Source organism: Streptomyces sp. NPDC059455 (assembly GCF_042750115.1).
Taxonomy (GTDB): Bacteria; Actinomycetota; Actinomycetes; order Streptomycetales; family Streptomycetaceae; genus Streptomyces; species Streptomyces endocoffeicus.
The window spans coordinates 15777-42160 of the sequence record NZ_JBHYVB010000091.1 but is presented as its reverse complement, the minus strand read 5'-3'; the positions used below and the strand labels follow the sequence as shown (position 1 = coordinate 42160).

Here is a 26384-nt window from a genome sequence, read left to right as displayed (position 1 = left end):
CCAGTTACCCCCCACCCCCCCCCACCCGCGCTGCCTGAAGGTCTGGTGGGCTCGGTGTTGTTTATAAGAGACAGGCGCCGGGATCTGCCCCGGGCCGGTCCCGGATCAGGCGGCCGCCCCCCGGGGGCCCTCGGGGGCGTGGGGTCCCGAGGGCCCCCGTTCACCCGGCGCGCAGCGCCAGCACCGTCTCGACCGTGTCCGCCTGGTCCGCCGGTTTGTCCTCCCGGTAGCGCAGCACCCGCGCGAACCGCAGTGTGACGCCCGCCGGATAGCGGGACGATCGCTGCAGCCCGTCGAAGGCCACCTCCACCACCAGCTCCGGCCGCACCCGTACCACCCAGCCGTCGTCGCTGACCGCGATCCCCAGCAGCGCCTCCGTCTGCCACTCCAGCATCACGTCGGTCAGCCCCTTGAACGTCTTGCCCAGCATCACGTACGTGCCGTCCGGCGCCCGCGCGCCCAGGTGGAGGTTGGACAGCTTCCCGGTACGGCGGCCGTGCCCCCACTCCGCCGCCAGCACCACCAGATCCAGCGTGTGCACCGGCTTGACCTTCAGCCAGGACGCCCCGCGCCGGCCCGCGCCGTACGGCGCCTCCAACCCCTTGACCAGCACCCCCTCATGGCCCCGGGCCAGCACGTCCGCCGCGAACTCACTGGCCGCCCGCCGGGTTTCCGGATCCGCCGGGTCGTCGGCCACCAGCCGCCGCACCCGCCGGGGCCCGGGGGCGATCCGGGCCAGTTCGGCATGGCGCTCGCGGGTCGGGAGGTCGAGCAGATCGCGGTCGTCCACCACGAGCAGATCGAAGAAGACGGGGGACAGCGGCAGCGCGGCCGACGCCCCGGCCACATCGAGCCGGGAGCCGACCCGGCCGGAGGTCTCCTGGAACGGGCGGGGCCGCCCCTCCGCGTCCAGCAGGATCACCTCGCCGTCGAGGATCGCCCGGTCCACCGCCAGCTCCCGCGCCGCCGTGACCACCTCCGGCAGCCGCTCGGTGATCTCGTCGAGGGTGCGGGTGTAGATCCGTACCTCCTCGCCGTCCCGGTGCACCTGCACCCGGATCCCGTCCAGCTTCTCCTCGACCGCGCACGCCCCCAGCCGGTCCATGGCCTCGTCGAGGTCCTTGGCGCTCTGCGCGAGCATCGGCAGCACCGGCCGCCCCACCTCGAGCCGGAAGTCGGCCAGCGCCTCCGGGCCGCGCGCCAGCAGCGCCTCGGCCACCGCGCCCAGCGACCCGCCGACCATCACCGCCCGCCGCACCTCGGCGGCCGGTGCGCCGACCGCCTCGGCGAGCCCCTCCACGGCCAGCCCCTCCAGCGCCCCCTGCCGCAGCTCCCCGCAGATCAGACCGAGCAGAAAGCCCTGCTCCTCCTTGGTCGCGGCGGCCAGCAGCTCGCCCACCAGCCGCTTGCGGGTCGCCGTCGCACCGGTGCCGGCGACCGCCGCGACCCGGCTCAGGGCCTCGTCCACATCGAGCACCGCGAGCGTCGGCTCGGCGGCGGGTTCCCGCCGGTGGCGCAGGGTGGACCAGCCCAGTCCGGTGCGGCGCTGGGGCAGCTTGCCCGCGAGGTAGGTGATCACCACGGCCGCCTCGGCCGGTTCCGTGCGCCGGAACAGCCGGGCCAGTGCGGCGATCTTCTCCGAGCGGGCGGGGGTGGCCGCGACCTGGCGGGAGGTCAGCGCGACATCAGCCAGCAGCATGGCTCCAGCCTGCCCCGCGCCCTGCGGGGAAACCAGGCATCACGTCCCTCAGGCGGTGCGTCCCGCCTCGGGCCCTCCCATCTCCGCGCGTCCCGCGCCGCCACGGCTCGGCCCGGCGCACAGCGCCCAGATCACCAGGGCGTCGATGATGAGCAGCACCGTGGCCCAGACCGGGTAGTACGGCAGCCACAGGAAGTTGGCGATCAGCGCGAGACCGGCCAGCACCACGCCCGTGACGCGGGCCCACATCGCACCGGTGAACACCGCGAACCCGGCGATCACCACGGCGATCCCGAGGGCCAGGTGGACCCAGCCCCATCCGGCGAGGTCGAACTGGAAGATATAGCTCTGCGTGACCAGGAAGACCCGGTCGGTCCGGATGGCGGAGATGCCCTCGAGCAGGTTCATCAGACCACCGAAGATCATCATGACCCCCGCGAAGACAAGCCATCCGCTCACCGCCCGGTGCATATGGCCGGGAGCGGCCCCTGTCTGAACTCCACCGGCGTGACTGGCCATGTCGGGCTCCTTCGTCCGGCGCGATCGGCGCCGCCACGACACCGATTCGCGGCAATAAGGGTGAATTACCCTTTTCTCAGATTTGCATAGACCCCCGTCTTCGGCACCTCGCCCACCGTGAGCCCGCCGTGGGCCCACCGTGAGCCCGCCGCAATTCGCCCTCAGCTCGCTCCGGGGTCGCTCCGAGTTCGCCATCGGAACGGAAAGTCGCGCATTATGTGCGGAACGTGATGGTCGCCTGGTCGCCGGGAGCGGAGATTCGCCTTCCAACAATTCCCGGTGTAGATGTATGTGTATGGCCCGGTTTATGGGTCGATCGTGGGCTGCCCGCCTGTTCCCCGGTCGGCGCCCACGGAGTCGACGGCGGGAGCACCCGGAGGTGGCGGGCCGGCGCTTTCGATCGTGGCTGAGTGTTCGCAGCGTCGCCGGGCAGGTCTTCATCCTGCAGCTCGTGATCGTGCTGCTGCTCGGCGCGGCGGCTACCGTCGCCCTGGTGCTCCAGGTGCGGCACGACGCCACCGACGAGGCCCGCGGCCGGTCCATCGCGGTCGCCGAGTCGTTCGCCAACTCCCCCGGTATCGTCAAGGCCCTGCACAGCCCCGACCCCACCAAGGTGCTCCAGCCGAAGGCCGAGGCCGCCCGGAAGAAAACCGGGCTCGACTTCGTCGTGGTCATGAACACCAAGGGCATCCGGCTCACCCACCCCAAGCTCAACCGGATCGGCAAGCACTACGTCGGCACCATCTACCCGGCGCTGCATGGGCACACCACCAGCGAAACCGGCCCCGGCACACTGGGCGAGGCGATGGACGCGGTGGCGCCCATCTTCGACAGCCACCACAAGGTCGTCGGCGCGGTCGGCGCGGGAATCACGGTCAAGAAGGTGAGCGGGCTCGCCAACCGCCAGCTGCCGCTCCTCGTCGGCGCTGTCTCCGCCTCACTCGTGCTCGCCACCGGCGGCACCGCGCTGGTGACCAAACGGCTGCGGCGGCAGACCCGTGGCCTGGACCCGGTCGAGATGACCCGGATGTACGAGCACCATGACGCGGTGCTGCACTCGGTGCGCGAGGGTGTGCTGATCGTCGGCGACGGCGGGCGGCTGGTGCTCGCCAACGACGAGGCGTCCCGGCTGCTCGAACTGCCGCCGCGGCCGGAGGGGCGGCTGGTGGACGACCTGGGCCTGGAGCCCCATGTCGCCGACGTCCTGGCCTCCGGGCGCGATGTCACCGACGAGGTGCTGGTGGCCGGCGACCGACTGCTGGCCATCAACAACCGGCTGACCGACCGCGCCGGCGGCCCGCCCGGCAGCGTCGCCACCCTGCGCGACTCCACCGAACTGCGCGCCCTCTCCGGCCGCGCCGAAGTGGCCCAGAAGCGGCTCAAGCTGCTGTACGACGCGAGCGTGGAGATCGGCACCACGCTCGATGTGAGCCGTACCGCCGAGGAACTGGCGCAGGTGGCGGTGGACCGCTTCGCCGACTTCGTCACGGTCGACCTGGCGGAGCCCGTGGCGCGCGGCGATGAGCCGCTGGCCGTCGGCGGTGTCGAGATGTGCCGGTCGGCGGTCCACGGCATCCGGCCCGACCACCCGTTCTATCCGGTCGGCCGGGTGTTCGCGTTCGTCTCGTCCTCGCCCCAGGCGTTCGGGCTGAGCGAGGGCGAGCCGGTCGTGGAGACCGATCTGTCCGAGGCCACCGGCTGGCAGGCCCAGGACCCCGAGCAGACCGCCAAGGTCCTCGAATACGGCGTCCGGTCGCTGGCCACCGTGCCGCTGCGGGCCCGGGGCGTGCTGCTGGGCGTGGTCAACTTCTGGCGGATGAAGCAGCGCGAGCCCTTCGACGAGGAAGAGGTGTCCCTCGCCGAGGAGCTCGCCTCGCACGCGGCGGTCTGCATCGACAACGCCCGCCGCTACACCCGCGAGCACACCATGGCGGTGACCCTGCAGCACAGCCTGCTGCCCCGCGCCCTGCCCGGACAGAGCGCCCTGGACGTGGCCTTCCGCTATCTGCCGGCGGAGTCGGGGGTCGGCGGCGACTGGTTCGACGTCATTCCGCTGCCGGGGGCGCGGGTGGCGCTGGTGGTGGGGGATGTGGTGGGGCACGGTCTGCACGCGGCGGCGACGATGGGGCGGCTGCGGACGGCGGTGCACAACTTCTCCACGCTCGACCTTCCGCCCGATGAGATCCTCTCCCATCTCGATGATCTGATCGCCCGGATCGACCAGGACGAGGGCCCGGGTGGGCCGAACGGCGACGGCAGCGGTGGCGGAGGCGGCGGCGAGGGCATCACCGGGGCGACGTGTCTGTACGCGATCTACGATCCGGTGACGCGGCGTTGCACGATGGCGCGGGCCGGTCATCCGCCGCCCGCGCTGGTGCGTCCGGACGGTCCGGTGGAGTTCCTGGAACTTCCCGCGGGGCCGCCGCTGGGCCTGGGCGGGCTGCCGTTCGAGACCGCCGAGGTGGTGCTGGCCGAGGGCAGCGATCTCGTCCTCTACACGGACGGGCTCATCGAGGACCGCCGACGGGAGATCGACACCGGTCTGGAGATGCTGCGCCATGCCCTGTCCCGTCGCGGCCGGACCCCCGACGAGATCTGCACCGAGGTGCTGGACGCGCTGCTGCCCAGCAACCCGAGCGATGACATCGCCCTGATCGCCGCCCGGACCCGGGTCGTGGGCAGCGACCGCGTGGCCTCCTGGGAGGTGCCGTCCGACCCCGCCGCGGTGTCCGGGGTGCGCGCCGAGGTCATGCGGAAGCTGGCGGAGTGGGGGCTGGACGAGACCGCGTTCACCGCCGAGCTGGTGCTCAGCGAGCTGATCACCAACGCCATCCGGCACGCCACCGGCCCGATCCGGGTGCAGGTCCTCCGCGACCGCGCGCTGATCTGCGAGGTCTCCGACACCAGCAGCACCTCTCCGCATCTGCGGTACGCGGCGACGATGGACGAGGGCGGCCGGGGGCTGTTCCTGGTCGCGCAGTTCGCCGAGCGCTGGGGCACCCGCTACACCGCGGACGGCAAGGTCATCTGGGCCGAGCTGGCGATTCTGTAGCGCCGTCGGGCGGGCCGACGGTGGCGGCGTTAAGGGCCGCGCCAAGGGCTGCGTCAATGGCAGCGTCATATGCGTCCGGAACATGACGCTTCTCAGAGGATCAATTTGACGGGCCGTCATGATCTGTGTGCTGAGATGACCCGGTCAAACCGACGTGACTCTACTAACATGTGGCGCCCACGGCTTGATGTCCGCGTGGTCCAGCCAAAAACCTCAACGCGCCCATGAGGACCTGATAGATGTCAGCACACATATCCAGCCATCCGTACAAAGGGCCCTCGGTGACGCGCGGGGCCCTGACCGTCCCCCTGCTGGCAGTAGTTGTCGCCGCCGGAGCGGGACTCTGGGTGACCACCGCGGTGCCATCCGCCCAGCGCACCTTCGTCGCCGTCTTCTGCGGAGCCGCCGCCGTGCTGCTGGGGGTGGCCCTCGCGGTCGCCGCCAACCGTTCGCGGACCATCGGCCGTCTCCAGGAGCGGGTCACCTCGCTGGAGAGCGCGGCCGCCGCGAAGGAGATCGAGGCCACCCGGCTCGCAGAGGAAACGATTCCGTCCGCGGTGCGGCAACTGCGCGAGGGCGGCTCGGTGGAAACCGTGATCACCCGCATGGAGCGCCCCACCAGCCGCGCCCATCAGTATCTGCTGCGGACCCTGCTGCGCGAGATCGGCGACGGTGAGCGGATGCGCGCCTCCGCGATGGCCGCGTGCGCCAACGCCGCGGGCCGCGTCCAGGCGCTGGCCACCAGCATGCTGGCCGACCTCCGGGAGATGGAGAACCGCCACGACGAGACCGTCCTCGGCGATCTGCTGAAGCTGGACCACACCACCGCCCAGGCGGGCCGGATCGCGGACAGTATCGCGGTGCTGACCGGTGCCCGCTCCGGGCGCCGCTGGACCAAGCCGATCGTCATGGAGTCCGTACTGCGCGGCGCGATCGGCCGGATCAGCGCCTTCCAGCGGGTACGGGTCCACTCGACCAGCAACGCCGCGGTGGCCGGTTACGCGGCTGAGGGCGTCATGCACGCCCTCGCCGAACTGATGGACAACGCCGCCAGCTTCTCGCCTCCCACCGAGGAGGTGCACGTGTACGTCGAGGAGACGCACGCGGGCGTCGTGGTGACCGTCGAGGACGGTGGCCTGGTGATGGGCCCGGCCGCCCTGGACCGTGCCCAGAAGGCCGTCTCCTCCGAGAGCCTGGACCTGATGACCCTGTCCGGCACCCGGCTGGGCCTCGCGGTCGTCGGCTGTCTGGCCCGCAAGCACGGGCTCACCGTCTCCTTCCGGCCGTCCGCGCGGGGCGGCACCGGTGTCGTGGTCCTGATCCCGCAGCAGCTGGTCACGCACATCAACCAGGACGCCGTCGTCCTCGACACGCCGGGCACCGTCCGCACCGGGGTCCCCCGGCAGACGGCCACCGCGGCCACCACGGCCACCGCGACGAGCGCCTCCACCGCCACGGTCGCGCCCGCCACGGTCGCACCCGCCCCGACCGCGTCCGCCCCGGCCACCGTGCCGTTCACGTCGCCGGAGACCGCCCCGTCCCCGTCCCCGTCTCCCTCCCCGTCCCCTTCGCCGTCGTCCGCGCCGGAGCCCTCCGCGGAGCCCTCGCGGGTCAACGGGCTGCCCAAGCGGCGCCGTGGCGAGACGCTGGCCGCCGCCACCCGCGCGGCCGCCCAGTCGGCCGAGACGGAATCCAAGCCCAAGACCAGCCGTCCACGACCCGAGGAAGCCGGAGCCCGCTTCGGCGCCTTCCGCCAGGCGGCCCGCGGTACTTCCGCCGCAGGTGACCCGTGTGACACCGAGCCTTCGGTATCCGCAGATCACACCGAGTCCGCCGAGTCCGCCGAGCCTGCCGAGAACGACAAGCCGTGACAGAAGGAACGCCGATGAACACCACCGACCGCAGCTTGGACTGGCTGTTGGAGAACCTGCTGGAGAAGACCCCGGGCTCGCGCCACGCCCTGGTGCTGTCACGGGACGGTCTCAAGCTGTGCCTCTCCTCCGGGTTGTCCGTGGACCAGGCCGATCAGCTGGCGGCCATCGCGTCGGGCATCCAGAGCCTCGCCCATGGCGCGTCCATCGAGTTCGGCGACGGAAGCGGCGGCGTAAGGCAGTCGATGACGGAATTCCACGGGGGAATTCTGTTCATCGTCGAGGCCGGCGAAGGCGCCCATCTCGCCGTGGTGGCCCATGACGATGCCGATGTCGGCATCATCGGCCACAACATGAACGAGCTGGTCGAGCAGATCGGCGACCATCTGCGGGCCGCTCCGCGAGTGGAAGCCGGCGACAGCGGTGGCGGGGCGAAGGCATGATCCGAGGGCCGCTGGACAAGGAGGGGCCGGACCGGCTGTACACCGTCACCGGCGGCCGCAGTCGGGCGGATGAGAGCCGCTTCGACATGGTCACGCTGATCGTCAGCGAAAGCGATCCCACCCCCGGGATGCAGTCCGAGCACGTCAAGATCCTGCGGATGTGCCGCCGCCCCCTGTCGGTCGTGGAGATCTCCTCGTATCTGGAACTGCCCGTCAGCGTGGTCAAGATCCTGCTGTGCGATCTGCTGGACACCGGCCGGATCACCGCGCGCCATCCGCATACGGCCCGCCCCGGCGGCCGGCTGCCCGGGCCCGAAACCCTGAAGAAGGTGCTCGTTGCACTCCAGAATCTCTGAGACCACCGTCAGCACCCCGCTCCCCGGCGGCGCCGGGCACGCCCCGCTGCGGGAGAGCGCGAGCGACGGTCTGAAGATCGTGATCGTCGGCGGGTTCGGCGTCGGCAAGACGACGATGGTGCAGTCCGTCAGCGAGATCCGCCCGCTCAGCACCGAGGAGACGATGACGCAGGCGGGCGTCGGCATCGACGACGCCTCGTTCGTGCGCAACAAGACCACCACCACGGTGGCCTTCGACTTCGGCCGGATCAGCCTGGACGAGCAGATGGTGCTCTATCTGTTCGGCGCCCCGGGCCAGGAGCGGTTCTGGTTCCTGTGGGACCGGCTGTTCTCCGGGACCCTGGGCGCGGTCGTCCTGGTGGACACCAACCGGCTCTCCGACTCCTGGTACGCGCTGGACCGGCTGGAGCACCACGACACCCCGTTCATCGTGGCCCGCAACAACTTCACGGAACCGCAGCACACGCTGGAGGAGGTGCGGGAGGCCCTCGACCTCGCGCCCGAGGTGCCGATGATCGAATGTGACGCCCGCAAGCGTGACTCCAGCAAGGCCGTACTGGTCGCGCTCGCCCGCTACCTCTACTCCCTGTCCACCAACGGCTCCGCCGGGGAGACCACCGCGTGACCACCCCTGACCCCACGTCCCCGCTGGATGCCCTGCCCGGGGCCCAGCCCGAGCCCGTCTTCCCATCGGCCCCCGCGCCGCCCGACGGGGTGGTGCCCCCCGGGTCGGTGCCGCTGGACTACCAGCGGTTCCGGGAGGAACCGATGGCGCTCTACCGCGAGTTGCTCCGGGACCACGGCCCGGTCGTGCCCGTCCTGCTGGACGGCAAGATCCCCGTCTGGACGGTGCTCGGCTACCGCGAAGTGGTCCGGGTCACCACCGATCACAATCGGTTCGCCCGTGACTCCCGCCGCTGGCACTCCTGGCATCTGGTGCCGCCCGGCTGGGAGTTGACGACCTTCGTCGGCTACCGCCCGACCATGCTCTTCAGCGAGGGCGCCGACCACCAGCGGCGGTCCGATGCCATCTGCGACGGTCTCGCGTCGGTGGACCAGTTCGAACTGCGCGCACAGTGCGAGCGCGTCGCCGACCAGCTTATCGACACCTTCGCGGGCAGCGGCCGGGCCGATCTGGTGGCCGAGTACGCCAGCCAGATCCCGCTGCGGGTGGTGACCCGGCTCTACGGCCTGGACGACGACGAATCCGCCGCCATCCAGGACGATTCGCTCCACCTCACCGGGAACGACGCCCCCATCGCGCTGCAGAAGATGCAGACCCGGATGGAGGCGCTGATCAAGCGCGTCCGGGAGAACCCCGACCAGGTCAACGTCGCCGCCCGTCTGGTGTCCCACTCCGCCGGGCTCACCGACGACGAGATCATCAACGATCTGCTCGGCTCCATCTACGCCGTTCAGCAGCCCACCAGCGACCTGATCGGCAACGCCCTCCGGCTGATGCTGACGGACGAACGGTTCGCCATCACCCTCTCCGGCGGCCGCCGCAGCGTCGGGCAGGCGCTCAACGAGGTGCTGTGGGAGGACACCCCGGTCCCGTTCTGGATCGGCCGCTGGGCGGCCGAGGACACCATGCTCGGCGGCCGCCGCGTCCGTAAGGGCGACTGCCTGATGCTCGGCCTCGCCGCGGCCAACGCCGACCCCGACGTCCGCCCGGACTTCCACTCCGGCGCCGGCGGCAACCAGGCCCATATGGCCTTCAGCCACGGCAAACACGGCTGCCCCCCGGCCGCCCGTGAAATCGCCGAGGTCATCGCCACCGCCGCCATCGAGGTCCTCCTCGACCGCCTCCCGGACGTCACCCTCTCCGTCCCCGCGGACGACCTCGCATGGCGCGTCACCCTGATGATGCGCGGCGTGGCCGCCCTCCCCGTCGAATTCACCCCGGCCCACCTGCACTGACTGTCCGCCGTCCCCCGGTGGTCGCCGTACCGCCGGGGGACTCACGCTGTCGTGGGTGACGACAGCGGATGTGGCGACGAACGAGCTGTTCGGCTCGGGCGCCTCCGGATCGTCGTAGTACATCGGTCGTTCAATGTCGCGACTCCATGCGGCCGGTGAGCCAGCCCCAGGGCTGATGAGCCCTGGAGCAGAGTCGCATCCTCGCCTCGTCCTTGGTCGAAGGCGGTTCGAGCCGCCGGGCTGATGTACCGGCCGCGCCGCACGGACAGACTCGTTCACGTGCCGGGACAACGGGATACGCCCTACGGCACCACCGAGAGAGCGCCGGTGACCTGTTCAGCCACGGCGCGACCGGCGACGGGGCATCCGAGCCCGCCCGTTCCGGTGCCCCTGTGCGCCCCTTCAGGAGGACATCAGATGCGCAAAAAAGCCCTGACCCTCGTCCTCGCCGCCACGGGGGTGGCGGCGATCGCGATTCCGGGAGTGTCGGCGGTGGCGACGCCGGACAAGTCGACGCCGGACAAGGCGGTGGCGACGCCGGACACCGTGCGGTGGGGCCCGTGCCCGGGGAAGCCCACCACACCCCGTCTCCAGTGCTCGACGCTCGAAGTCCCGCTGGACTACCGCGATCCCGACGGCCGGCAGATCGAGATCGCGATATCCCGGCTGGCGAGCAAGGAACCCTCGAAGCGCCGCGGTGTACTGCTGACCAATCCGGGCGGCCCCGGCGTCACGGGACTCGACTACCCGGCCCTTCTCGCCACCGCAAGGCTGCCGCAGAAGGTGCTGGACTCCTACGACGTGATCGGCTTCGACCCCCGCGGCGTCGGCCGCAGCACACCGGTGACCTGCGATCTGACGCCGGAACAGCAGAAACGCGGCAACTTCCCGCCGTACCCGCACACCGCGGCCGATGTCGCGCGGGAGGCGGGGAACGCCCGGACCGTCGCCAAACAGTGCGCCACCTCGCGGACGGCGTGGATGCTGCCGCACACCACCACCGCGAACACCGCGCGCGACATGGACCGGATCCGGGCGGCGCTGGGCGAGCCGAAACTCTCGTACCTCGGCGGGTCCTACGGCACCTCCCTCGGCGCGGTGTACACGACACTGTTCCCGGAGCGGAGCGACCGGATCGTGCTCGACAGCAACCTGGGCCCCGGCGGCTACGACGTCACGGCCAAGCGGTTGTTTGCCCGTGGAATGGAGGACCGGTTCCCGGACTTCGCCGCGTTCGCCGCCGCACACCCCCAGTACGGTCTGGGCACCACACCACAGCGGGTGACCGCGAAGTTCTTCGACCTCGCGGAGCGGTTGGAGAGGAAGCCGGTCCACGGCATCGACGGGACGGCGTTCCGCGGGATGACGTTCGATCTCCTCTACAGCGATGCGACCATGTCCTCGCTGGCCGGGAACTGGCAGGCGCTCGACAAGGGCAGGCCACTGCCGTCCAAGCCGCCGAAGCACCCGGAAAACACCATGGCCAGTAACCTTTACGTGGTATGCGGTGATTCGCGCTGGCCGGGGACGGTCCGGGAGTATCAGCGGAATGTCGCGGTCGACCGGCTGAGGTACCCGATGCTGGGCGGGTTCACGGCCAACATCGGACCGTGCGCGTTCTGGCCGGACAAGCGGGTCGAGCCGCCGGTGCGCATCGGTGACCGGGGCCCGTCGAACGTGCTCATGGTGCAGAACGAGCGCGACCCGGGGACCCCGCTCGCCGGCGCCCGGAAGCTGAGGCGGGCGTTCGGGAAGCGGGCCACGATGGTGACGGCCGACCAGGGCGGACACGGCGTCTATCCGTTCGGCCGCAACACCTGCGCGAACGACGCGGTGACGACATTCCTGACCACCGGGCAGCGCCCGCCGCGGGACCTCGCCTGCGCGGCGGGATGAAGGGAGCGTGCTGGACCTTCCTTCCCCTCGTGAGGAAGGTCCGGCAAACTCTGCGCCATGTTGGCCTAATGCGCTGTCGCGAGCATTAAGTAACGGGTGTCACACTAGCGAGGGGTGTGTACGCCGTGCAATGGGTTACCCGGCGTTCGACGCCCGGATGTCGTGAAGATCTGGTGCTCACGAGGGTGGAGGGGCCGTAGAGTCGGCGCGTCATGACAGAGCGACCACCGCATGGGTCGGCTCGCCCCGGGGGGCGTACGGCCCGGACTCGGGCCGCCGTGTTGGCGGCCGCGTACGAGGAGCTCGACCGCGACTCGTTCGCCGCGCTCACCCTCGATCGGCTCGCGCGGCGGTCGGGGGTGCATGTGTCGACCATCCGGCGGCGCTGGCGCACGGTGGAGGGGGTGGTCGTCGATCTGCTGGCCGAGCGCAGTTCGACGCTGCCCACTCCGGACACCGGTGACTTCCGGCGGGATCTGATGGAACTCACCCAGGCCATCGCGGCCTTCAACAACGCGCCGCGCAACCGCAATCTGATGCAGGGGCTGATCGCGGCCGCCGCGCATGACACCAGGGTCGAGGAGATCCTCCGTAACGCGTTCATGCGGCGGACCGAGGAGGTGACCGTGATCGTGCGGAACGCGGTGGAGCGCGGGGACATCCCCGGGGACACCGACGCGTGGGAGGTCATCGCCTCACTGGGGGCGCCGCTTTACTACCGGGTGCTCATCCTGCGCGGGTCCATCGACGAGCGGCTGGTGCACACCACCGTCGAGGTGACGTATCAGGCGGCCCGGTCCGGGGTGTTCGTGCGGAAGGGGTGATGGCGCCCCTCGCCCCGCGGCCCCGTGGGGCGAGGGGCCGGGGGCGCCATCGGCGGGGCGTCAGGAGGACGCGCCGCGTGCCTTGAGCATGTCGGCCATCAGCTGGATCTCCGACTGCTGGCCCTGGACCATCGTCCGGGCCAGGTGCTTCTCGGTCGAGTCCTTGACCAGCTCGACCGCGCCCTTCGCCATTTCGACGCCGCCCTTGTGATGGGCGGTCATCAGCTTCAGGTAGAGCACCTCGGCCGCCTTGCCCTTGGCCTTGCGCAACTCGTCGAGCTGGCTGTTGGTGGCCATGCCCGGCATGAGCGAGCCGTCGTGCGGCTTGTACGTGGAGCCCATGCCCTTCATCGAGCCGTGGTCCATGCCCTTCATGCCGTCCGACGACATGTGCTTCATCCACGTCATCGGCGGGTCCTCGGACGTCTTGTCCAGCCCCCACATGTCCAGCCAGCCCTGCAACATCCCGGCCTGGGTGGCCTGGGTGCTCGCGATGTCGAACGCCAGCCGCCGCACCTCGTCGTCGCCGGTGCGGTCGCGGACGATGAACGACATCTCCACCGCCTGCTGATGGTGGACGGACATATCGCGGGCGAAACCGGCCTCGGCCGAGGTGTCCTTCGGCGTCCCCGTGTCGGTCGAGCCCTCCGAGCGGTCGCTCGTCAGCCACAGCACCGCCACCGCCACCAGCGTCAGCAGGGCGAGGGCGGCGGCGATCCCCGCCACCAGCGGCTGGCGGGAGGCGCGGCCGACGGCGGTCCCGTCGCTCACGAAGTCTTCCCGTTGGTGCAGTAGGCGCCGGGCTCGGGCGTCTGCTTGCCCTGGACGAACTTCTTGAAGAAGTCGGCCACCCGCGGGTCGGACGCCTTCTGCACGTCGAGCTGATTGCCCCAGGCGTTGAGGACGATCGGCGAGTCCTGCTCCTGGTAGGGGCTCATCAACGAGTACGGGGTCTTCTTGACCCGCGCCGAGAGGGCGGCGATGTCCTCCTTCGACGCCTTGTCGGTGTACGTCACCCACACCGCGCCGTGCTCCAGCGAGTGCACCGCGTTCTCCTTGGTCAGCGGCTTGGGGTAGACATCGCCGTTGCAGTTCTGCCAGACCTGGTTGTGGTTTCCGCCGACCGGCGGCGACATCGCGTACTTCACCGAGCCCTGGACATGCGTCCGGCCCAGGTTCTTCCAGGTCTTCATGCCCTTGAACTCGCCGGTCTTCACGACCGACGCGGTGACCTTGGCCTCCTTCTTCTCCTTCTTGTCGCTCGCGTCGACGAGGAAGTAGCCCCCGACGGCCAGTCCGGCGACGATCACCGTGACCGAGGTGATGGTGATGATCCGGTACCGGCGCTCGCGCGCCTTCTCGGCGCGGCGCAACTCCTCTATCTTCGCGCGGCGGTCGGCCGCGCCCTTCGTCTTCGATCCCTTGGAGCCCATGGCTGTCCTCAACCTCGCAGTTCGCGCAGTTCGCGCTGTTCGCACACTGGATGGGTGGAGCGGTGCATCGCGGTGACCGGCGTCGGCCTAGGTCCGAAGTACTTGGAGCTGATGGAGGCCGAGGGCGCGGACGGGGTGGTCCGGCGGCGCCCGGGCGGAGTCCGGGTCGCGGGGGCCGTCGGGCGGCGGAACCTCGGCGAGGGAGGGCGGGGGTACCGGCGTGGGCACCAGGGCCTGGACCACTCCCAGGGGGCCCGCGACACAGTTGTCGCTTCCGGCGCCGGAGCCGGTGGTGTCGAACGGGCGGTGCCCCGGAGCCGGATACGCGACCGGCTCCTCGTGCCGCTGGGCCGACGCGGTATCCGCCAGGCGGTGCGGGCACCCCGTCGACAGGGCGTTGTGGGCGGCGGCGGGATTGACGCACGAGGGCGCCACCCATATCGCCGCGGCGAGCAGCAGCACGGCACGGCAGAGGGCGGAGGGCACGGTGCCGCGCACCGGGTCCCTCCGTATGTGGCCCCTCCGTATGCGGGCCTCTCCTCCGCGCTGCGCTCTGCCCATCGCGCCAGATCGTAACCACTGCGACTGTCGCGACTGAATGGGTCCATGGCGGAACGCGGCAAACGCCTGGTGGCGGCCCGGTGCCGACCGCTGGTGGCGGCCCGGTGTCAGCCGCGCCGCCACCCCCGACGTCCGGATGTCTGTCGGTGGACGCCCCTCAGGAGGCGCGGGTCAGTAGACGCCCTCGATCACGACCTCGTCGTCGAACATCGCCACCGGCCCCACATCGGCCACCGAGTCCCCGACCGCGCCCTCCGGCGGCGGGACGCGGATCGCCAGATCGCGCTCGAGGTTGCCCGGCAACAGGGCGGACTTGCTGACGTGGTTCATCACCACCTGGCCGCGCTCGCCGTACGGCACCGGCCGCCCGCTCGCCGGGTCCACCACCGAGAAGGTGACGAACGGCGTACGCGGATCGAAGACACACGGCTCGTCCGGGCCGAGCCCCAGCCGCTCGGTGGCACCGCCGAGGATCATGGTGTTGCCGTAGGTGCCGTACAGCTCACAGCCGGGGAAGACCTCGGTGCGCAGCAGATCGCGGGTGTCGGCGTCCATATGCGCGCCGCCCCACATGATGCCCTTGACCTTCTCCCCGATCAGCTCGACGAGGTCGTCGTGCCGGGCCAGCCGCTCCAGCAGCGGCGGGGTGGTCATCAGCACCCCGATGTCCTGGGTGCGCAGGACATGCGCCGCCTGCTCCACCAGATGGTTCACATAGGCGTCGGTCTCCTCGGCCTTCCCGGTGGAGATCAGCTTCTTCACCCACCGCGGATCCATGTCGACGCGGAACATCAGCCCACCGTGCCGGGCGGCCGTGCCCGCGACCATCTCGCCGACCATATGGGGGCCGCTGGGGGCGATGGCGAGCCAGTCCACGCCGCGCGGGATGCCGAGCCCGTCGAGGTCGGCGCTCAGCCCGTGGGTGAGGCGGTCCAGCCAGTCGCGCAGACACACGATCCGCTTGGGCGCGCCGGTGGTGCCGCCGCTTTCGAAGACCCCGACGATCCGGGCGTCGGCGCCGTAGCCCTGGGGGATCAGATCGCGCACCGGCACCTCGCGCAGCTCGCCGGTGACATTGGGGAAGAGCGCGAGATCGGCGACGCCCTTGACGTCCCGCCGCGGATCGAAGTCCAGCGTCTCCGCCTTCCGCAGCCAGAACGGGGAGCCGGTGTCCGGGCCGAAGTGCCACTCCATGGCGGCGTGGATGTACTCATCGGGGTCGGGGCGCTCGTCGAAGGGGATGTCGAGCACCGAAAGGGAAGCTGTCGGCACGGGATGCTCCTCGCGGATGGCGGCAGGGCGGATGGCGGCAGGGGTGCGGACTCATGGGGTCAGCCGCGGATGACGGCCTTCGTACGCATCAGGAACTCGCCGAGATAGGCGTCGTGCGGGATGCCCGGGGCGATCCAGTGGGTGGGATGGTCGCCGATGTAGAGGTTCTTGATGGACGGCTCGGCGAGCAGCCCGTCCAGCAGCGCCTCGTCCCCGGTGAGCGCCGTGACCACCAGGCTGTCCCGGAGCGCGGCAACGCCCGCCTCCCGCGTCCAGGGGGCCACCCAGACGCAGGGGAACGACAGCTCCACGCCCAGCCGCGCGTCCCGCGGATCGTCGAGCTGGAAGACGGCGGGGCGGAGGGCGGCGCTGCCGTCGCCGAGGTCGTCCACCACGCCGTCGCCGCCCAGCCACCCCCGGGCGCCCGCGGCCTTGCCGAGCAGCAGGCGCTCGAAGCCGCGCGCGACCTCGAGCGGATGGACCGGCAGCACCGCCTTCTCGTCCTGCGGCGGCAGGCTGGGGAGCGCGGCGAGCCGCTCCGCGAGCGCCTCGGCGACCGGCGCCGGATCGCCCTCGACGAGGACGGCGGTGGCGTTGACGCACGCGGTGCCGCCGTGGCGGGCGATGGAGTCGACGACGACGTCGAGGTGGTCGCGCCACTCCCGGTCGGCGGTGATCAGGATCTTGGAGCGGCCGGGCCCGTTGGGCAGCACGGCCGGATCGGCGGCGTAGCGGTCGATGACCTCCTGCCCGCCGTAGACCATGGAGAGGTCCGCACCGTGCAGGATCTCGCCCGCCGCGTCGTGGTCGGTGGGCAGCAGTACCACCTGATCCATCCCGAACCCCGCCTCGCGCAGGGCGCTGACCAGCCGGTACGGGGTGAGCGGCTCACGGCGGGAGGGGCGTACGGCCACCCGGTAGCCCAGCGCCAGCGCCTCCAGCCACAGGGCGTGCACGGCGGGGTGGTTGCCGGCGGCGTGCACCGCGAAGACATCGCCGCGCCGGATCCACACCGCGGTGCCGCTCCGGGCGTACGGATCGCGCCAATCGCCCACCGCCCCCACCGGGCGGGCCGCCTGGACGCTGCGGTACGCCTGGGTGGCGCTGAGCCGTATCGCCTCCACGGCGATCCGCACATTGGCGAGCGGGGTGCCCGACATCCGGCACACCGCGCCCTCGTACGCCTCGGCCGACATCCCGGCCACGGTGCCGGTGGCGAACAGCTCCCCCGCGCGCTTCAGCGCGGCCAGCCGCTCCTCCAGCGGCAGGGTGTCGGCGGCGCGCAGGGCGGCCAGCGCCCGGGTGACGAACAGCCGGGGCACCAGGGAGAGTTCGGCCATCGGCGCGCCGGTGACATCGTTGACGGTGAGGCGGTTGCGGGAGCGGTAGGGCCCCTTGGGCCCCAGCGCGTCCAGGGAGTCCAGGGCATTCGGGGCGTCCAGGGCATCCGGGGCGGTGGCGGGCTGGGACACGCTGGCTCCTTCGCGGGCGCGGGACACACCGGCTCCTGGGCGGGCGCGGCGGGAAAAGGGTGAACCAGGCCAATCCCACGGCGCGGACGGGACGGAGTCAATTGGCCCAAAGGCCATGCCCGGACCCTGGGAACGGGCCGCGCGGGGCGGGGCACGTACCATGCCGGGCCGGAGGTGGTACGGACATGGCAGGCACGGGCAGCGGTCGCGTCCTGGTGACGGACGACGACGCGGCCATCCGGCGGTCCCTGGAGCGCGGGCTGCGGCTCAACGGGTTCGCCGTGACCCTCGCGGACGGCGGCCACGCCGCGCTGGCCGCGGTGTGCGACGGGGCGCCCGATGTGGTGGTCCTGGACATCTCCATGCCGGACCTGAGCGGGATCGAGGTGTGCCGCGCCCTGCGCGCGGACGGCAATGACGTGCCCGTCCTGATGCTGTCGGCGCTCGACGAGGTGGCCGACCGGGTGGCCGGGCTGCAGGCCGGGGGCGACGACTATCTCGTCAAGCCCTTCGTGCTCCAGGAGCTGGTGCTGCGGCTGCACGCCCTGCTGCGCCGCCGTCCGCCCGCCGCCACCGACCGGGTGCGGGCCGGTGCGCTGGAGATGGTGCCGGAGGCCCGGGAGGCGTGGCTGGACGGGGTGGCGCTGCGGCTCACCCGGCGCGAGTTCGAGCTGCTGGACGTGTTCGTCCGCAACGCCGGGATCGTGCTCACCCGCGATCAGCTGCTGGATCGCGTCTGGGGCTATGACTTCGACGTCCGTACGGACGCCGTGGACACCTTCGTCAGCTATCTGCGCCGCAAGCTGGAGGTGGGCGGCCGGCCGCGGATGCTGCACACGGTGCGCGGCGTGGGGTTCGTCCTGCGGCCCGCCGAGGCCCCGTAGCCGGGGGCGCCGCCGGCCGTTCCGCCGACTGTTCCGCCGGCCGTTCCGCCGACTGTTCGGGCGGCTGTTCCGGCGGCCGTTCCGGTGGCTCACAGAGTTTCCACAAAGAAGGTTCCTAGGTTTTTCCCCAGTCCGGGACGGCCCGGCCCCTCCCCGGCCGTCCGGCTCCAAGGGAAGGAACAGCACCATGCACCGTGGAAAGAGCGTCCTCGTGGCGTGCGCGGCCACCGCCGCCCTGCTCGGTCCGGTGGGCATCGCGGCGGCCGACGGCAGCGCCCCGGCCTCCGCCCCGGCCGCCTCCCCGAGCGCGAAGGCGCCGAAGGGAGCGGGGGACGGCTCCCGGGGGCTGTGCAAGCGCGCCAAGAAGATCGACAAGCGGCTGGACCGGGCGCTGAAGCGGCTGAAGGGCCCGGCGACCGTCCGCGGGTCCGTGGCCCGGCTGACCAAGCGGGTCGAGCGGGCGAAGAAGGCGGACCACACCGAGGTCCAGACGTTCCTCGACCACAAGCTCACCTTCCGCAGGTCCCTGGTGCCGACGCTCGAGCAGCGGCAGAAGGACCTGTCGAAGGTCCAGAAGTGGTGCGCCGCGCGTGGCGAGGGATCCGGCGGGGTCAAGGGATCAGCCAAGTGAGGCGCCGTCCCTGGGCCGTGGCGGCCACGGCCCTGCTCTGCGCCGTGCTGGCCACCGGCTGCGGCGGCGGCAAGGGCGGTTCGGACGGCTCGGACGACGCGGACGGCTCATTGGGCACGTCCGCCCCGTCGGCCACCGCACCGGCTCCGTCCGCCTCCGAGCTGGATGAGCTAAACAAGCTGGTGAACGACGCGGAGTCGGCGGCGAACAGGGCGGACTCCGACGCGGCGAACGACAACTGAGTCAACGGGTCCCGGCGCACGGCCCCGCGCCGGGACCCGTCCCTCAGACGATCGTGACCGGGGCGATCAGACCCGCGGTGGATCCGGCCGGTACGGGGCCTGCCTCGGCGCTGACCAGATCGCCGTTCTCCACGACCCCGGAGCCGCTGACGTCCACATGGACCCGCAGCCCGTAGTTGTCCCCCGGGACCAGCTCCCCGGGGACGGTGACGCTGAACGGGACATGGCCGCCCGGGCTCAGCGGCACATCGGTGAGGACCTGCGCGGCCACGATCGACTCGGGGGTGTCGGAGCGGGACACGTTGCGCACCTCCACCACCACCCGCGCCGCCCGCCCGGCGGGGGCCTCGGGGGGCAGGGTCACGATGCCGCTGAGGACACTGCTCACTCCGGGATGGATTCCCCCGGGGGCGGAGGTCTTGTTCCGCCATCCGGGTGGGACCGCCGTTCGGGCCGGGCGGAGCGGTGTCGTCAGCCCGCGCAGGGGCGGCCGTTCAGGGTGAAGGAGCCGGGCGGCCGGTTGCCGTCGCTCCAGGAGCCGAGGAAGCCCATGGAGAGGGAACCACCGGCCTTGACGCGCTTGTTGTAGTCGGCCGAGGTGGCGGTCACCTTCGGGCCGTGCTGGGTGAACTCCCCGTCCCACATCTGCGTCACCCGCTGGGAGTCGCGGAAGGTCCAGGTGACCCGCCAGTCATCGAGGGATTCGCGGGAGGTGAGGGTGACGGCGGCCTGGAAGCCGTCGGGCCATTCGTTGACCAGCTGGAAACGGGCCGTGCAGTCGGCGTCGTCGCCGGGCTGCCGGTCGCCGGAGGGCGGTTTGCCGCCGTGGCCGGACGCGGAGCCGGAGCCGGAGTCGCCCTTGGCGGACGAGGAGGATGGGGCGGGGGAGCGTCCGGGCTTCTTCTGGTGCCCCTTGCCGGAGCTCTTCCCGTCCTTCCCGTCCTTCCCGCCCTCGCTCCTCGAGGGGCTGGGGGAGGCGGGGGCGCCGGGGTTGTACGGCGAGGAGGTGGCGGGGGCCAGGCTGCCGGGGGTCACCTCGGGGCCCATGGAACCGCCGGTGCGGTTGTCGGAGTCCGCGGCGGTTCTGGTCATCGCGACCAGTGCGGCGAGGGCGACGACGGCTATCACGGCCAGGATGACCGTCGTACGGGCTCTGCGTAACCGGCGACGGGCGAGGTGCTGCCACAGGTCGGCGGGTGAGGGGGAGTCGGGCGCCCGGGTGGCGGCGTCCAGCAGCTTGGCGTAGCTGCGGCACTCCTCGTCGGTGAGGGTGTCCACATGGGCGCGCTGACAGCGTTCGCGGAAGGCCGCGCGGACCCGGGCGATCTCATCGGTGGCGTACTCCGGGTCGTACCCCAGCTGCCGCGCCACCGCCTCCGTGGACCGCGCCTCCACCTCGACCAGCCACAGCAGCTCCCCGTCCGCCTCCGGTAGGTCCCGCAGCGCGCGCAGGGCGAGCGGCTGGTCGCGGGGCGGGGCGGCGAACCGGGCGGCGAGGTCGGAGCCCAGCCAGGTCCGCAGCTCCGGGTTGAGCCGGTCCCCGTGCCGGTGGGCGTCCCAGTCGGCGGCGGTCTTCCGTACGGCGGTCAGAAAGAGCGGAAGCCACGGGAGGCGCTTGCCGAAGCCCCGTGTGCGGCGGTTGCGGGTCTCCCGGATGCCCCGCCGGAACGCCTCGGTGGCGAGCCGCATCCCGTCTTCCGGGGTGGTGGTGCACAGTTCCGCGTAATCGGCGACCGCGTCCCAGTACGCGCCCAGCAACGCGGTGGCGGAGGCCGCGCCATCGACATCCTCGCCGGGCGCCTCGGCGACCCCGCGGCGCGTCGGGGAGCTGTCCCCGGGCGATTCCCTGGGAGATGAGTGGTCGGGCATGGAGGCAATTCCTCACTCACGAACAGCGGCGCCCCCGCCGGGGGGCAACCCTCTCACAAACGGGCCGCGGGGTGGTCAGCCAACAGCACAGCGGTGCCTCGGAGTTGGGGATTCCCCTTACGGGGCGGGCCGAGCCTTTCACGCCGGTGACCTGGCTGACAAGAGACGAAGAGCAGTCCCCGTTTTGGATGATGTGCCACCTGGCAAGCCGTGGGATCCGGCCGAATCAACGTGAATAGTAGTCACGTTCACTGTCTCGTGCGACACATTGACCACACCCGCAAAAGGTATAGACCGCACAGTTCGCGCCGTGAACTCCTGTGCGTTTTCGGTGACTTCCGGGGGCCGCAGGCCGGTATCAATTGACGCATGACCTCCCGAAACGCGTGGTTCGGGCGCTAAGGTTCACTTCGCTCACGCGACATGTGCGGCGTGTCACGCAACGCCATGCGGAGGCCGCTCGGGGGGTCCGAGGCGGCTGTCTTTTTTTTGGGGGGCCAACCATGCGGGAGATGATCAAGGGTGGCAATGTCGGCCTGGCCGCTCTGAGCGAGGACACGGGATCCGTGATCCTGAGCCTGAACTGGAGCTCGGCGACCGGAGACGGGGATGCCGACGTCTCCGTGCTGCTGCTGAACGGTGATGGCAAGGTCCGTGGCGACGCGGACTTCTACTTCTACAACAACCCGGCCGCCGCCGATGGCAGTGTGCAACTGCTGGGCAAGACGCCGACCGCCGAGGGGAACGAGGACCGCATCAGCCTCGATCTGACGGCGGCCCCCGCGGATGTCGAGCGGATCGTCGTGGCGGCCAGCCGGTACGGCGGCGCCAGGTTCGGCGATCTCAGCGACCTGCGGGTGACCCTCGCGGACCGGGTCGGCGAGACCCTGCTGGGGTTCTCGATCGAGGACGCCGATGTGGAGAGCGCGTTCATCTTCGGCGAGCTCTACCGCCGGGGCGAGGAGTGGAAGTTCCGGGCCGTCGGACAGGGGTACGAGTCCGGACTGGCCGGTCTGGCCACGGACTTCGGCATCGACATCGACGATGACGCGGCCGACGAGGCGACCGCCGACGATGACGCGGCCGACGAGGAGACGACCGACGACGCGACCGCCCACGAGGTGGCGGACGCGGCGCCGGAGGCGGTGGAGCAGGCGCCCGCGCCCGGGGCCGAGGGGGCGCCCGGCATCCCCGTGCGGACGGCGGCGCCCACGGCCCGGGTGACGGGCGAGGAGCCCGCACCGGCTCCGGCCCGCCGCCCCCGTACGGCGAAGAAGAAGGTCACGCTTCCCAGGGTCGCCAAGAAGTCGCTGGCGGAGAACGAGTCGTGGCGGGCGGCTCGGCTCTTCCCGGTCTCCTCGCTCAGATACGACCGGGAACGGGAAACGCGCGCCACGTCCGTCCTGCTGTCGGTGATGACGCAGGTGCCCGAGTTCGGGCGTCGGCTCACCGCGGCCTTCGGCGCGCCCGCCGGCCGTATGGAGACCTTCACCGAGGTCTCCCTGCCGCACGGAGGCAACTCCCCCAAGCGCCCCGACGGCGTGATCCGCGTGGAACGGGCCGGGAAACTCTGGACCGCCCTGGTGGAGACGAAGACCAACGGCAATCCGCTCAAGTCCGAGCAGGTCCAGGACTACATGGACATCGCCGCCCGGCGGGGCTACGAGGCCGTGATCACGCTGTCCAACGATGTCGCTCTCGAAGGCAGCCCACTGGTCGACGTCAAGGTCGACGGACGCCGTAAGCACAAGGTCGCGCTGTGGCATCTGTCCTGGGCCGAGGTGGCCCACCACGCCCAGATGCTGATCCGCCACGAAGGCGTCGGCAACACCGCGCACGCCTGGCTCCTCCAGGAACTGCTGCAGTACCTCCAGCACGAGAACTCCGGCTGCCACGGCTTCCAGAACATGGGCCCGGCCTGGGTGCCGGTGCGCAACGGCATCGACAACGAGACCCTGTGCCAGGGGGACCGGCGCGCCATTGACGTGGTCGAGAGCTGGGACCGGCTCATCCGCCAGGTCTGTCTGCGGCTGGGCGGCGAACTCGGGCAGAAGGTGCTGCCCGTTCAGCGTGCCAGGCGGGGGACCGACCAGAGTTCCCGTCGTGCGGACATGGCCGACCGGCTCTGCGAGGAGGGCCGTCTCTACGCCGAGCTGCGCATCGAGGGCACCTCCGGGATCCTCGCGATCGTCGCCGATCTGCGCACCGGCAAGCTGCGCACCGCCATCGAGATTCCGGCCCCGGACCAGGGCTACCCCCTCAGCTGGGCCAAGCGCCTGGTCCGGCAGCTCGCCGAGGCCCCGGCCGACCTCCATGTGGAAACCCTGGTCGAGGGGCAGGGCGGCGGCCCGCGCGGCACCCTCGAGCGGCTCCGCCCCGAACCCGCCGACATGCTCCCCAAGGGCGGCGCCCGGATAACCGGGTTCCGGCTGTCCCTCTTCAAGGGCATGGGCAGCGCCCGGGGCAATGCCGAGTCCGGCTTCATCCGCAGTGTCGACGACGCCGTGGACCGCTTCCACTCCGGTGTCGTCGCCCGGCTGGGAAGCCGTCCGGCCCGACGGCCGTAGGGGACGGGGATAGGGGGACAAGGGATAGGGGACAGGGGACAAGAAGGCGGATCGGACCACTGTGCGGTGTGACATTGCACTGCTACCGTTGAAAACACGAAGGACAAAGGACAGTGGCCTGGTCCCCTCCCTCAGGAGGTTCCGCATGCCCGATCTCTCCGCGCCCTGGCGTGGCGTTCATGTCGCCACGGCGCTTCCGTTCCATGACGATGACGAGCTGTCGGTCGACTACGAGGGTTACGCCGCCCATGTGCGGTTTCTCGCCGAGCACGGCTGTGACGGGGTCTGCCCCAATGGGTCGTTGGGGGAGTACCAGACCCTGACGGACGAGGAGCGGGCGCGGGTGGTGCGGGTGGCGGTGGAGGCGGCGCCCGAGGGGTTCGGGGTGATGCCGGGGGTGGCGGCGTACGGGGCGCTGGAGAGCCGGCGGTGGGCGGAGCAGGCGGGGGAGGCCGGGGCGCGGTCGGTGCTGGCGCTGCCGCCGAACAGCTACCGCGCCGACCGGGAGGCCGTGGTCGGCCACTACCGCGAAGTGGCGCGCGCCGGGCTGCCGGTGGTGGCGTACAACAACCCCCATGACACCAAGGTCGACCTCACCCCGGAGCTCCTGGCCGAGCTGCACGGGGAGGGGCTGATCGTCGCGGTCAAGGAGTTCAGCGGGGATGTGCGGCGGGCGTACGAGATCGCCGAGCGCGCCCCCGGCCTTGATCTGCTGATCGGCGCCGATGATGTGCTGCTGGAGCTGGGGCTCGCCGGGGCCGTGGGGTGGATCGCCGGGTATCCGAACGCGATTCCCGACGCCTCCGTGGAGCTGTACCGGCTCGCCACCTCGGGCGTCGGCGCGGATCTGGAGAAGGCGCTGCCGCTGTACCGCGCGCTGCATCCGCTGCTGCGCTGGGACTCCAGGACCGAGTTCGTCCAGGCCATCAAGGCGTCCATGGACCTCGCCGGGCTGCGCGGCGGAGCCTGCCGTCCGCCGCGTTCGCGGCTGGCCGGGGAGGTGGCGGCCCGCGTCGTCCGGGAGACCGAGACGGTGCTCGCGCTGGGGTACCGGTGAGGGCCGTGTCGGTGGGGAGCGCGGTACCGGTGAGGGCCGGGGCGCGGGTCAGGGGGCGGCGGTGAGGTCGCGACGGGTGTTGCACACCGTGGAGTCCCATACCGAGGGCATGCCCACCCGGGTGGTCACCGGCGGGGTGGGGACGCTCCCGGGCGTGACCATGGCCGAGCGCCGGCAGTGGTTCATCGAGCACCGCGACGATCTGCGCACCCTGCTGATGTACGAGCCGCGCGGTCACTCCGCGATGAGCGGCGCCATCCTGCAGCCGCCGACCCGGCCGGACGCGGATCACGGCGTGCTCTTCATCGAGGTGTCCGGCGTGCTGCCCATGTGCGGCCACGGCACCATCGGCGTGGCCACCGTGCTGGTCGAGACCGGGATGGTCGAGGTGCGGGAGCCGGTCACCACCATCCGCCTGGACACCCCGGCGGGTCTGGTGGTCGCGGAGGTCGCCGTGCGCGACGGGTCCGCCACCTCGGTGACGGTCCGGAACGTGGCCGCGTTCTGCCCGGCCACCGACCGTACGGTGCGGGTGCCCGGCTTCGGCGAGGTGCGCTACGACATCGCCTTCGGCGGCAACTTCTACGCCATCGTGGAGCTGGACGCCCTCGGGCTGCCCTTCGACCGGGCGGCCGGGCAGGAGCTGCTGACCGCCGGGCTGAAGATCATGGATGCGGTGAACGCGCAGGACCCGCCGCACCACCCCGAGCGGCCGGACATCACCGGCTGCCGCCATGTCTACCTCCAGGCCCCGGGTTCGACGGCGCGCCACTCCCGCCACGCGATGGCCATCCACCCGGGCTGGTTCGACCGCTCCCCCTGCGGGACCGGCACCTCCGCGCGGATGGCCCAGCTGTACGCACGCGGTGAGCTGGGTCTCGGCGAGGAGTTCGTCAACGAGTCGTTCATCGGGACGCGGTTCATCGGGCGGCTGCTGGAGGAGACCACGGTGGCGGGGCTGCCCGCCGTCGTGCCCTCGATCACGGGGCGGGCGTGGGTCACCGGCACCGCGCAGTTCCATCTCGACCCCGAGGATCCGTTCCCGGCCGGGTTCCTGGTGTAGAGAGGGGAGATCGGTGGTGGATGGGACATGACCGGGTCCGCTCCCCGTGGCCGCGGCACCAGTATTGAGCCGCTCGGCAAGCGCGAAAGCCTGCGCGACCGGGTCAGAAACGCCCTGCGCGCGGGCATCATCTCCGGTGAACTCGCCCCCGGCGCCGTCTACTCGGCGCCCGCCCTCGGCGCCCGCTTCGACGTCTCCCCCACGCCCGTCCGCGAGGCGATGCTCGACCTGGTGAAGGAGGGGCTGGTGATCTCGGTGCCCAACAAGGGGTTCCGGGTCACCGAGGTCTCCGAGCGGGACCTGGACGACCTGGCGTCCATCCGTCTGCTCATCGAGCCGCCCACCGTGCGCGAGGCCGTCCCCCGCATCCCGCCCGGGGACCTGCCCGCGCTGCGGGAGCTGGCCCAGGCCATCGTGGACGCGGCCGAACGCGGCGACCTCATCGGCTATATCGAGGCCGACCGGGTTTTCCACCTCACCCTGCTCGGCTACGCCGGGAATCGGCGGCTGGTGGACGTGGTCTCCGAACTCCGCTCCCAGACCCGGCTGCTGGGGCTCATCCCGCTGCTGGAGAGCGGACGGCTCGGCCAGTCGGCGGCCGAGCACCACGCTCTCCTCGACCTCGTGGAGGCGGGGGACGCGCGCGGCGCCGAGGCCATGACGCATCGCCATATCGGCCATGTGCGCGGGCTGTGGGCCGGTGGCCCCCGGTGACGCCGGGCGGGAACGACTCGACACACCAGGACTTGCCGA

General features: G+C 71.4%; 24 protein-coding genes. 15 read left to right on the top strand and 9 right to left on the bottom strand.

Features of this window, described 5'->3' with window-relative positions:
- Positions 1–160 precede the first annotated feature (160 nt).
- A complete protein-coding gene (locus ACFXB5_RS28875; protein WP_385212918.1) occupies positions 161–1699 on the bottom strand; it encodes an ATP-dependent DNA ligase in 1539 nt (512 codons plus the stop codon).
- A 48-nt stretch (positions 1700–1747) separates the two neighbouring features.
- Positions 1748–2218 carry a hypothetical protein gene (locus tag ACFXB5_RS28870; RefSeq protein ID WP_385212916.1) on the bottom strand — a complete coding sequence of 157 codons (471 nt, stop codon included), beginning with the start codon at positions 2216–2218 and terminating at the stop codon, positions 1748–1750.
- A 295-nt stretch (positions 2219–2513) separates the two neighbouring features.
- Between ACFXB5_RS28870 and ACFXB5_RS28865 the strand changes: the two genes are divergently transcribed.
- The 8 genes from ACFXB5_RS28865 (at position 2514) to ACFXB5_RS28830 (ending at position 12580) form a co-directional block, all read left to right on the top strand.
- Positions 2514–5270, top strand: a complete 2757-nt coding sequence (locus tag ACFXB5_RS28865) for a SpoIIE family protein phosphatase (RefSeq protein ID WP_385212914.1) — start codon at positions 2514–2516, stop codon at positions 5268–5270.
- A 239-nt stretch (positions 5271–5509) separates the two neighbouring features.
- On the top strand, positions 5510–7141 hold the full coding sequence (locus tag ACFXB5_RS28860) for a sensor histidine kinase (protein WP_385212912.1): 1632 nt from the start codon (positions 5510–5512) through the stop codon (positions 7139–7141).
- A 14-nt stretch (positions 7142–7155) separates the two neighbouring features.
- The gene (locus ACFXB5_RS28855; protein ID WP_201854154.1) at positions 7156–7584 is read left to right on the top strand and encodes a roadblock/LC7 domain-containing protein; all 429 of its coding nucleotides are present in this window, start codon (positions 7156–7158) and stop codon (positions 7582–7584) included.
- Positions 7581–7940: a DUF742 domain-containing protein gene (locus ACFXB5_RS28850; RefSeq protein WP_256655905.1), complete on the top strand. Its 360-nt coding sequence runs from the start codon at positions 7581–7583 to the stop codon at positions 7938–7940. Before ACFXB5_RS28855 ends, ACFXB5_RS28850 begins: the two co-directional genes overlap by 4 nt.
- Positions 7921–8565 carry an ATP/GTP-binding protein gene (locus tag ACFXB5_RS28845; protein ID WP_385212910.1) on the top strand — a complete coding sequence of 215 codons (645 nt, stop codon included), beginning with the start codon at positions 7921–7923 and terminating at the stop codon, positions 8563–8565. The genes ACFXB5_RS28850 and ACFXB5_RS28845 overlap by 20 nt, the downstream gene beginning before the upstream one ends.
- On the top strand, positions 8562–9860 hold the full coding sequence (locus ACFXB5_RS28840) for a cytochrome P450 (RefSeq protein WP_385212908.1): 1299 nt from the start codon (positions 8562–8564) through the stop codon (positions 9858–9860). The genes ACFXB5_RS28845 and ACFXB5_RS28840 overlap by 4 nt, the downstream gene beginning before the upstream one ends.
- A 417-nt stretch (positions 9861–10277) precedes the next feature.
- On the top strand, positions 10278–11756 hold the full coding sequence (locus ACFXB5_RS28835) for an alpha/beta hydrolase (RefSeq protein ID WP_385212906.1): 1479 nt from the start codon (positions 10278–10280) through the stop codon (positions 11754–11756).
- 212 nt (positions 11757–11968) lie between these two features.
- Positions 11969–12580, top strand: coding sequence for a TetR-like C-terminal domain-containing protein (locus ACFXB5_RS28830; protein WP_385212904.1), 612 nt, complete (start codon positions 11969–11971; stop codon positions 12578–12580).
- Between the two features lie 60 nt (positions 12581–12640).
- Here ACFXB5_RS28830 and ACFXB5_RS28825 read toward each other — a convergent pair whose 3' ends face one another.
- The 5 genes from ACFXB5_RS28825 to ACFXB5_RS28805 all read right to left on the bottom strand — a co-directional run bounded on the left by ACFXB5_RS28825 (position 12641) and on the right by ACFXB5_RS28805 (position 17318).
- Positions 12641–13351, bottom strand: coding sequence for a DUF305 domain-containing protein (locus ACFXB5_RS28825; RefSeq protein ID WP_385212902.1), 711 nt, complete (start codon positions 13349–13351; stop codon positions 12641–12643).
- Positions 13348–14013 (bottom strand): DUF3105 domain-containing protein, encoded by a 666-nt coding sequence (locus tag ACFXB5_RS28820; protein WP_385212900.1) that lies wholly within the window; start codon positions 14011–14013, stop codon positions 13348–13350. The genes ACFXB5_RS28825 and ACFXB5_RS28820 overlap by 4 nt, the downstream gene beginning before the upstream one ends.
- Positions 14014–14100: 87 nt before the next feature.
- Positions 14101–14511, bottom strand: coding sequence for a hypothetical protein (locus ACFXB5_RS28815; RefSeq protein WP_385212899.1), 411 nt, complete (start codon positions 14509–14511; stop codon positions 14101–14103).
- 234 nt (positions 14512–14745) lie between these two features.
- Positions 14746–15846: an AMP-binding protein gene (locus ACFXB5_RS28810; RefSeq protein WP_385212897.1), complete on the bottom strand. Its 1101-nt coding sequence runs from the start codon at positions 15844–15846 to the stop codon at positions 14746–14748.
- Between the two features lie 59 nt (positions 15847–15905).
- The gene (locus ACFXB5_RS28805) at positions 15906–17318 is read right to left on the bottom strand and encodes an aldehyde dehydrogenase family protein (protein WP_385212895.1); all 1413 of its coding nucleotides are present in this window, start codon (positions 17316–17318) and stop codon (positions 15906–15908) included.
- 185 nt (positions 17319–17503) lie between these two features.
- Between ACFXB5_RS28805 and ACFXB5_RS28800 the strand changes: the two genes are divergently transcribed.
- From ACFXB5_RS28800 to ACFXB5_RS28790, 3 genes are all read left to right on the top strand, one after another.
- Positions 17504–18202 carry a response regulator transcription factor gene (locus ACFXB5_RS28800; protein ID WP_385212893.1) on the top strand — a complete coding sequence of 233 codons (699 nt, stop codon included), beginning with the start codon at positions 17504–17506 and terminating at the stop codon, positions 18200–18202.
- 187 nt (positions 18203–18389) lie between these two features.
- Entirely contained in the window at positions 18390–18833 is a 444-nt protein-coding gene (locus ACFXB5_RS28795; RefSeq protein ID WP_385212891.1) for a hypothetical protein, read from the top strand.
- Entirely contained in the window at positions 18830–19075 is a 246-nt protein-coding gene (locus ACFXB5_RS28790) for a hypothetical protein (protein WP_385212889.1), read from the top strand. The genes ACFXB5_RS28795 and ACFXB5_RS28790 overlap by 4 nt, the downstream gene beginning before the upstream one ends.
- A gap of 43 nt (positions 19076–19118) precedes the next feature.
- Here ACFXB5_RS28790 and ACFXB5_RS28785 read toward each other — a convergent pair whose 3' ends face one another.
- Together ACFXB5_RS28785 and ACFXB5_RS28780 are read right to left on the bottom strand one after the other, a co-directional pair.
- Entirely contained in the window at positions 19119–19463 is a 345-nt protein-coding gene (locus tag ACFXB5_RS28785; RefSeq protein WP_385212887.1) for a hypothetical protein, read from the bottom strand.
- Between the two features lie 83 nt (positions 19464–19546).
- The gene (locus tag ACFXB5_RS28780) at positions 19547–20944 is read right to left on the bottom strand and encodes a cellulose binding domain-containing protein (RefSeq protein WP_385212885.1); all 1398 of its coding nucleotides are present in this window, start codon (positions 20942–20944) and stop codon (positions 19547–19549) included.
- Between the two features lie 512 nt (positions 20945–21456).
- On the opposite strand from ACFXB5_RS28780, the gene ACFXB5_RS28775 reads away from it, so the two are divergent.
- From ACFXB5_RS28775 to ACFXB5_RS28760, 4 genes are all read left to right on the top strand, one after another.
- Positions 21457–23511, top strand: a complete 2055-nt coding sequence (locus tag ACFXB5_RS28775; protein ID WP_385212922.1) for a TerD family protein — start codon at positions 21457–21459, stop codon at positions 23509–23511.
- Positions 23512–23656: 145 nt separating this feature from the next.
- Positions 23657–24568: a dihydrodipicolinate synthase family protein gene (locus ACFXB5_RS28770; protein WP_385212883.1), complete on the top strand. Its 912-nt coding sequence runs from the start codon at positions 23657–23659 to the stop codon at positions 24566–24568.
- A 61-nt stretch (positions 24569–24629) separates the two neighbouring features.
- Positions 24630–25631, top strand: a complete 1002-nt coding sequence (locus ACFXB5_RS28765; RefSeq protein WP_385212881.1) for a proline racemase family protein — start codon at positions 24630–24632, stop codon at positions 25629–25631.
- Positions 25632–25658: 27 nt separating this feature from the next.
- Positions 25659–26345 carry a GntR family transcriptional regulator gene (locus tag ACFXB5_RS28760; RefSeq protein WP_385212879.1) on the top strand — a complete coding sequence of 229 codons (687 nt, stop codon included), beginning with the start codon at positions 25659–25661 and terminating at the stop codon, positions 26343–26345.
- Positions 26346–26384: the final 39 nt, after the last annotated feature.

Excerpts from the sequence above, each read along its gene's own strand:
- ACFXB5_RS28775 (WP_385212922.1), top strand. The coding sequence starts at position 21,457 with ATGATCAAGGGTGGCAATGTCGGCCTGGCCGCTCTGAGCGAGGACACG.
- ACFXB5_RS28795 (WP_385212891.1), top strand. The coding sequence starts at position 18,390 with ATGCACCGTGGAAAGAGCGTCCTCGTGGCGTGCGCGGCCACCGCCGCC.
- ACFXB5_RS28865 (WP_385212914.1), top strand. The coding sequence starts at position 2,514 with ATGGCCCGGTTTATGGGTCGATCGTGGGCTGCCCGCCTGTTCCCCGGT.
- ACFXB5_RS28780 (WP_385212885.1), bottom strand. The coding sequence starts at position 20,944 with ATGCCCGACCACTCATCTCCCAGGGAATCGCCCGGGGACAGCTCCCCG.
- ACFXB5_RS28870 (WP_385212916.1), bottom strand. The coding sequence starts at position 2,218 with ATGGCCAGTCACGCCGGTGGAGTTCAGACAGGGGCCGCTCCCGGCCAT.
- ACFXB5_RS28770 (WP_385212883.1), top strand. The coding sequence starts at position 23,657 with ATGCCCGATCTCTCCGCGCCCTGGCGTGGCGTTCATGTCGCCACGGCG.
- ACFXB5_RS28760 (WP_385212879.1), top strand. The coding sequence starts at position 25,659 with ATGACCGGGTCCGCTCCCCGTGGCCGCGGCACCAGTATTGAGCCGCTC.
- ACFXB5_RS28855 (WP_201854154.1), top strand. The coding sequence starts at position 7,156 with ATGAACACCACCGACCGCAGCTTGGACTGGCTGTTGGAGAACCTGCTG.
- ACFXB5_RS28835 (WP_385212906.1), top strand. The coding sequence starts at position 10,278 with ATGCGCAAAAAAGCCCTGACCCTCGTCCTCGCCGCCACGGGGGTGGCG.
- ACFXB5_RS28820 (WP_385212900.1), bottom strand. The coding sequence starts at position 14,013 with ATGGGCTCCAAGGGATCGAAGACGAAGGGCGCGGCCGACCGCCGCGCG.
- ACFXB5_RS28875 (WP_385212918.1), bottom strand. The coding sequence starts at position 1,699 with ATGCTGCTGGCTGATGTCGCGCTGACCTCCCGCCAGGTCGCGGCCACC.
- ACFXB5_RS28830 (WP_385212904.1), top strand. The coding sequence starts at position 11,969 with ATGACAGAGCGACCACCGCATGGGTCGGCTCGCCCCGGGGGGCGTACG.
- ACFXB5_RS28860 (WP_385212912.1), top strand. The coding sequence starts at position 5,510 with ATGTCAGCACACATATCCAGCCATCCGTACAAAGGGCCCTCGGTGACG.
- ACFXB5_RS28850 (WP_256655905.1), top strand. The coding sequence starts at position 7,581 with ATGATCCGAGGGCCGCTGGACAAGGAGGGGCCGGACCGGCTGTACACC.
- ACFXB5_RS28800 (WP_385212893.1), top strand. The coding sequence starts at position 17,504 with ATGGCAGGCACGGGCAGCGGTCGCGTCCTGGTGACGGACGACGACGCG.